The sequence below is a fragment of the Vibrio sp. M260118 genome, from assembly GCF_036533755.1.
Lineage (GTDB): Bacteria > Pseudomonadota > Gammaproteobacteria > Enterobacterales > Vibrionaceae > Vibrio.
This window is the reverse complement of sequence record NZ_JATABG010000693.1, coordinates 1-613: the sequence shown is the minus strand read 5'-3', so window position 1 is coordinate 613 and position 613 is coordinate 1. Positions and strand designations below refer to the sequence as shown.

Genomic DNA, 613 nt, shown 5'->3' with positions numbered 1-613 from the left:
ACAATTATGATCCTCTCCACTTAATCATAGATAAATACAGCACATTAAGAAAATATGCGCCACGAATGTTGTCTACTTTGCATTTCAGTGCAGCTCCTTGTGCAGTGCAACTAAAGAGTGCTTTAGATGTACTCACACACATGTACAGAAAGCAGCTCAGAAAAGTTCCCGCTTCAGCTCCACTGGACTTCATTCCGGAAAACTGGAGAAAACTGGTGATGACACCTTCCGGAGTTGATCGAAAGTATTACGAATTCTGCGTTCTAAATGAACTTAAAGGCGCATTACGTTCAGGTGATATATGGGTAAGTGGTTCAAGACGTTATAAAAATTTTGATGATTATCTAACCCCATATCAAGACTTTGAAAAAGCTCGAGATAATGAACAACTGCCTTTATCGGTATCAACGAATTTCCATGAGTATTATCAGTCCAGAATAGCCTTGCTTTCATCCAGATTAAAGGAAGTCAACACGCTAGCTATGATTGGTGAATTACCAGATGTTGAGGTATCAGATAGAGGGTTAAAAGTCACTCCTCTTGATAACAGTGTCCCTCCAGAGGTATCGTCCTATGCTGATTTAGTTTACGGCATGCTGCCACACCCTAAAAT

1 pseudogene is annotated in these 613 nt (G+C 40.1%); it reads left to right on the top strand.

Annotated elements, in window-relative coordinates:
- A pseudogene (locus QTO00_RS20615) lies at positions 1 to 613 on the top strand (Tn3 family transposase); the annotation flags it as partial.